5 protein-coding genes and 2 tRNA genes are annotated in these 4996 nt (G+C 59.3%); 2 read left to right on the forward strand and 5 right to left on the reverse strand.

Features of this window, described 5'->3' with window-relative positions; translation table 11 throughout:
• Positions 1-152 precede the first annotated feature (152 nt).
• Both murA and ramA read right to left on the reverse strand, forming a co-directional pair.
• Positions 153-1409 (reverse strand): UDP-N-acetylglucosamine 1-carboxyvinyltransferase, encoded by a 1257-nt coding sequence (murA, locus tag BJP08_RS06810; protein ID WP_071568897.1) that lies wholly within the window; start codon positions 1407-1409, stop codon positions 153-155.
• A gap of 24 nt (positions 1410-1433) precedes the next feature.
• Positions 1434-2276 carry an acetate metabolism transcriptional regulator RamA gene (gene ramA / locus BJP08_RS06815; protein ID WP_070478053.1) on the reverse strand — a complete coding sequence of 281 codons (843 nt, stop codon included), beginning with the start codon at positions 2274-2276 and terminating at the stop codon, positions 1434-1436.
• Positions 2277-2537: 261 nt separating this feature from the next.
• Here ramA and cysK point away from each other — a divergent pair, with 261 nt between their 5' ends.
• Both cysK and epsC read left to right on the forward strand, forming a co-directional pair.
• Positions 2538-3473, forward strand: coding sequence for a cysteine synthase A (gene cysK, locus BJP08_RS06820; RefSeq protein ID WP_071568895.1), 936 nt, complete (start codon positions 2538-2540; stop codon positions 3471-3473).
• Positions 3474-3524: 51 nt separating this feature from the next.
• A complete protein-coding gene (gene epsC, locus BJP08_RS06825) occupies positions 3525-4124 on the forward strand; it encodes a serine O-acetyltransferase EpsC (protein WP_071568896.1) in 600 nt (199 codons plus the stop codon).
• 6 nt (positions 4125-4130) lie between these two features.
• Here the strand turns inward: epsC and BJP08_RS06830 are convergent, their stop codons facing one another.
• From BJP08_RS06830 to BJP08_RS06840, 3 genes are all read right to left on the reverse strand, one after another.
• The gene (locus BJP08_RS06830) at positions 4131-4427 is read right to left on the reverse strand and encodes a GNAT family N-acetyltransferase (protein ID WP_369816408.1); all 297 of its coding nucleotides are present in this window, start codon (positions 4425-4427) and stop codon (positions 4131-4133) included.
• Positions 4428-4493: 66 nt separating this feature from the next.
• Positions 4494-4566, reverse strand: a tRNA-Phe gene (locus tag BJP08_RS06835).
• A 22-nt stretch (positions 4567-4588) separates the two neighbouring features.
• Positions 4589-4662 (reverse strand) — tRNA-Asp (locus BJP08_RS06840).
• Positions 4663-4996: the final 334 nt, after the last annotated feature.

The following is a 4996-nucleotide window of genomic DNA, read 5'->3' on the forward strand; positions in this document are numbered from 1 at the left end:
CAGCCAGACCCGAAACCGCCCACAAGCAGCAACCTTATTCACTTTAATCATTCCCTCCAAGCGACTGGGCCGCTCGTCGGCAACGAGGGATAACTTAACCACGAACCAACAAACAACACAAATCGCCTGGAAGGAGCTAGTTTTTCGGAGGTTTAATCACTCACACGCTCGACTGTCGCGCCAAGTTCGTTGAGCTGCTCCACAAACCGTGGGTACCCACGGTCGATGTGGTAAACATCGTGCACCGTTGTCTGTCCTTCCGCGACGAGGCCTGCAAGGACGAGTCCCGCACCCGCACGAATGTCGGAGCTCCACACATCGGTCGAGGACAACGTCGATACTCCACGAAGAGCAACGTGGTGACCGTCGATGTTGGCGTCGGCGCCGAGGCGCATCATTTCGTCGACAAACCGGAAGCGGGCCTCGAAGACGTTTTCCGTGATAACTGAAACACCTTCCGCCACTGCGGAGAGGGCAATCGCCATCGGCTGCAGGTCTGTTGGGAAACCAGGGAACGGCAGGGTCTGGTAATCAACAGCTTTGGGTCGCTGCCCCATCCGCACGCGAAAACCGTTGTCGTAGGTTTCCACCTGTCCGCCAGCAAGCTTGATCTTCTGCAGTGGGAGGTGAAGGTGCCCTGGCGCGATGCCGGATACCGTGATGTCACCTTCAGTGATCGCTGCCGCATAGGCCCAGGTACCCGCAACAATCCGGTCGCCCACGACGGTGTGCTGGGTCGGCTCCAGCTTGTCGACGCCATCAATAACGATGGTTGACGTTCCCGCCCCTTCGATTTTCGCACCCATTGCGCGGAGCATCTCGCAAAGGTCGACGATCTCCGGCTCGCGAGCTGCGTTGGAGAGCGTTGTTCGGCCGTCGGCAAGGACAGCCGCGGTGACAATGTTTTCTGTTGCACCTACCGATGGGAAATCGAGCGCGATGTCCGCACCGTGTAGCCGGTGGGCACGTGCGACGACGGCACCGTGCTCGATATGCGTTGTCGCCCCAAGCTTCTCGAGCCCCGACTGGTGCATATCGAGGGGTCGAGAACCAATTGCGTCACCGCCCGGGAGCGCGACATAAGCCTCGGAGCAGCGCGCGACGAGAGGTCCGAGCACCGCGACCGAAGCGCGGAATTGTCGGACCGCTTCAAAGTCTGCATGCGGTGAGACCTCGGCGGGAGTGTGAATGGTGACCACGGTGCCGTCAATATCTACGGAGCAGCCGAGACCGACCAGGACGTCGCGCATGAGGGGGACGTCGAGAATTTCGGGACAGTTATACAGTGTTGTTGTACCTTCAGCGAGCAGCGCTGCCGCCATGAGCTTCAACACGCTGTTCTTGGCGCCGTCAACTTTGACGACGCCCTCAAGCCGGGTACCACCAGTGACTAAAAATCGTTCTTTCACGGAACCCAGCGTACCCAACAACGGCTAGGGCAACGCCCCGATGCGACGAGCTGCATTAACCGCCTCGTAACGGGTGTGGGCGCCAAGCTTGCGCATTACGCTACGCAGGTAGGACTTCACCGTCTCGGCGCCGATGCCCATCTCTGCTGCGGCTTCGACGTTGGTGTGGCCGAGCGCTACGCAAGAAAGGACGTCGAGTTCGCGGGCGGAAAGCTTCGTCGTCTGCTTCACCCGCACCGGCGAGACCATCTGGTCACACAGTTGCTCGATTTCCTTACGCAGGTTTTCATCGCCAACACGGTTCGCGAGCATGCGAAGCTTCGAGTGCGTGGAGCGCACCTGCTCCCATTCCGCACTATTCATGACGCGACCCGTCTTCTGGCCTGCTCGGGCACCGTCACCCTGCCGCAGCGCGGTATTGACTGCGAGATCCTGCTCAAGGCAGCGCGCTGTCATCGCCACTTCCTCGATCACCTTGTCACCCAAACGGACCGGCGAGTGCACGCCCACATACAGGACGCCGCGAATCTCACGCTGAGTGATAACTGGCACAGCGACGATGGAGTGCAGGCCTTCGTCCTGAATCTGCTTGTCGTACTCGTGGGAAATGACGTTCGCGCGGGTGTAGTCAGAAATACCCACAGCGCGACGCGTAGCGACGACCCGCCCGCCTACACCTGCACCCGACTCAATCACAAGCTCCTGCAGAGCTGGGGTCCGTAGTCCGATCCATTGCGTGATCTGCAAACGGTTGTCCGCCAGAAGGGTGCCATACATTGCTACCGGGATACCAGTCGCGGTTTTCAGCGTGGTCAACGCTGCCCGGATGGCGTCGTCGTCTTCCTTAAGGCACTGTGCGTCGGTCAATTATCTCTCGCTTTCCACCCGTTCGAGTGTCCCCTGTTTAGGGACACTGCTTGTCGAACTTGACTCAAAGCCCTTTCATCATAACGCGTTTTCGGGGGTAGCCAAACTTCGCACTTTCCACACATCCACAGGATCACTACCCCAAAAGAGGGCGCACCGATCTGTCTACCTGACAGAGACAGGCTTGTACGCATCGAGGGTGTATAATCGCGCAGCAAGAACGATACCGGTAATAAAACCCAAGGTTAAGGAGTTATTTTCATGGCAAAGATCGCAAAGTCCGTCTTGGACCTCATCGGCAATACACCCCTCGTAGAACTCAACGGCATCACTGACGGCCTGAAAGCTCGCGTCCTAGCAAAACTTGAGTTTTACAACCCAGCAAATTCCGTCAAAGATCGCATCGGCGACGCAATCGTCCGCGCGGCGGAAGCCTCCGGCGAGCTTAAGCCGGGTGGCACCATCGTCGAAGCGACGTCCGGCAACACCGGCATCGCCCTCGCCCTGACCGGTGCCGCAAAGGGATACAAAGTCATCCTGACCATGCCCGAAACAATGTCACAGGAACGCCGCGTCATTCTTCGCGCATACGGGGCAGAGATCGTATTGACACCAGGTGCGGCAGGCATGAAGGGGGCCGTCGATAAGGCGAACGAAATCGTCGAGACGACGGAAAATGCCATCCTGGCCAGCCAGTTCGAAAACGAGGCCAACCCGCAGGTCCACTACGAGACCACCGGCCCTGAGATCTGGAACGACACCGACGGCGAGGTCGACATCGTAGTCGCAGGCGTTGGAACTGGTGGCACGATCTCCGGCTCCGCGAAGTACCTGAAAGAACAGAAGGAATCAGTCAAGGCGGTCGCCGTCGAACCAGCAGCTTCCCCACTCCTCTCCACAGGCGAAGCCGGCCCACACAAGATCCAAGGCCTCGGCGCGAACTTCATTCCTGGAACGTTCGACCGCAACGTGATTGACGAGATTATTACAGTATCGAACGAAGATGCCGTCGCCACCTCGCGCGAACTAGCGGTCAAGGACGGCGTGCTCGGCGGCATTTCCGCAGGCGCCAACCTCAAGGCCGCGCTGGAGCTCGCAGCGCGCGACGAGAACGAAGGGAAAACGATCATCGTTATTATTCCGGACTTCGGCGAGCGCTACGTCTCTACCGTGCTCTACGAAGATATTCGCGACTAGCCCCAACAGGGACGACGCCGCCACGCGGGTGGTCGTTGGTAGGATCGCCACATGATCAAAACGGCCATCCGCGTGATTCACATGATCCGCGAGGACCTCGCCAACGCCCGGGACCACGACCCAGCGGCGCGCGGCGACCTCGAGAACGCCATCGTCTACTCAGGGCTCCACGCCATCTGGACACACCGCGTGTGCCACTGGATGTGGCGACGCAACCTGAAAGGTCCAGCGCGTGTGCTCGCCCAGGCCAACCGGTTCTTCACCGGCATCGAAATCCACCCAGGCGCCACCATCGGCCGACGCTTCTTCATCGACCACGGCATGGGCATCGTCATCGGGGAAACCACCGAAATCGGCGATGGCGTCATGCTCTACCACGGAGTCACACTCGGCGGACAGGTGCTTACGCAGACGAAGCGCCACCCCACCATCGGTGACAACGTCACGATTGGCGCAGGTGCAAAGGTGCTCGGCCCCATCACTATCGGGGCGAACACCGCAGTCGGGGCGAACGCCGTTGTCACAAAATCAATCCCGGCGAACTCTATCGCCGTCGGTATCCCCGCCAAGGTTAGGGAACGTAAAGAATGCGAGGCAAAACACCTCGTCGACCCCGACAAGTACTTTGACCCCGGCAGCTACGTCATCTAACCCCCGCTACTCGACGAGGTCTGCGTACTCCGGGTGCTGCGCAACGTAGCGCGCCACAGCGGGACACGTCGGGATGACTGCGAGGCCTTCAGCGCGGGCGTCGTCAAGCGCGTACTGCATCAGTGGACCAGAAAGGCCCTGCCCACGGAACTTCGGATCCACGAATGTGTGCGGCAACTCCCGCGCGCCGTCGGCGTCAGTGAACGTGGCGAACCCCGCCATCTGCCCATCGACGAAAATCTCGTAGCGGGACTCCTGGTCATTCCTCTTCAGCTCGGCCTGTGTGGAATTCTGCAGCGGCAAATCAACGCTCCAATCATCGGGGACAGAAACACAAAACCCCTCCACTACTGTGAAGGGGTTGGAGTGTGGCCAGAGCCAGGATCGAACTGGCGACCCCACACTTTTCAGGCGTGTGCTCTACCGACTGAGCTATCTGGCCAGAACAACAAAAGTGTTGTTCGCGACCCTGACGGGACTTGAACCCGCGACCTCCGCCGTGACAGGGCGGCGCGCTAACCAACTGCGCCACAGGGCCTTATTCAGTTTCGTACTCACGCCCGTTACACGGTCGCTTGCACGAGTTGATACTTTACACAGAACGCTCGAACACAAGCAAATCGCCAGTACAACCCACAATTTTCGACGCCTCTACTGCCTCCGCACAAAGACGCTACAAGCGGTCGGAAAGCAAAAAGAGCCGGAACGTTTCCGTTCCGACTCTTCAAACATGGCGACCCTGACGGTGTCCGAAGTCACGACATAGTTGACACGGCGTGCCTGCGAGAACCTTCCTGATGGTTGACACCTCAGCCGCGACATAGTTGACACTTAGCCCGAGGAAACAACCTGGGGTGGTGGTTGACACCTCA

It is taken from the genome of Corynebacterium sp. NML140438, from assembly GCF_001875725.1.
GTDB lineage: Bacteria > Actinomycetota > Actinomycetes > Mycobacteriales > Mycobacteriaceae > Corynebacterium.

Bases quoted from the DNA above. Each gene is read 5' to 3' on its own strand.
- epsC (WP_071568896.1), top strand. From the start codon at position 3,525: ATGATCAAAACGGCCATCCGCGTGATTCACATGATCCGCGAGGACCTC.
- cysK (WP_071568895.1), top strand. From the start codon at position 2,538: ATGGCAAAGATCGCAAAGTCCGTCTTGGACCTCATCGGCAATACACCC.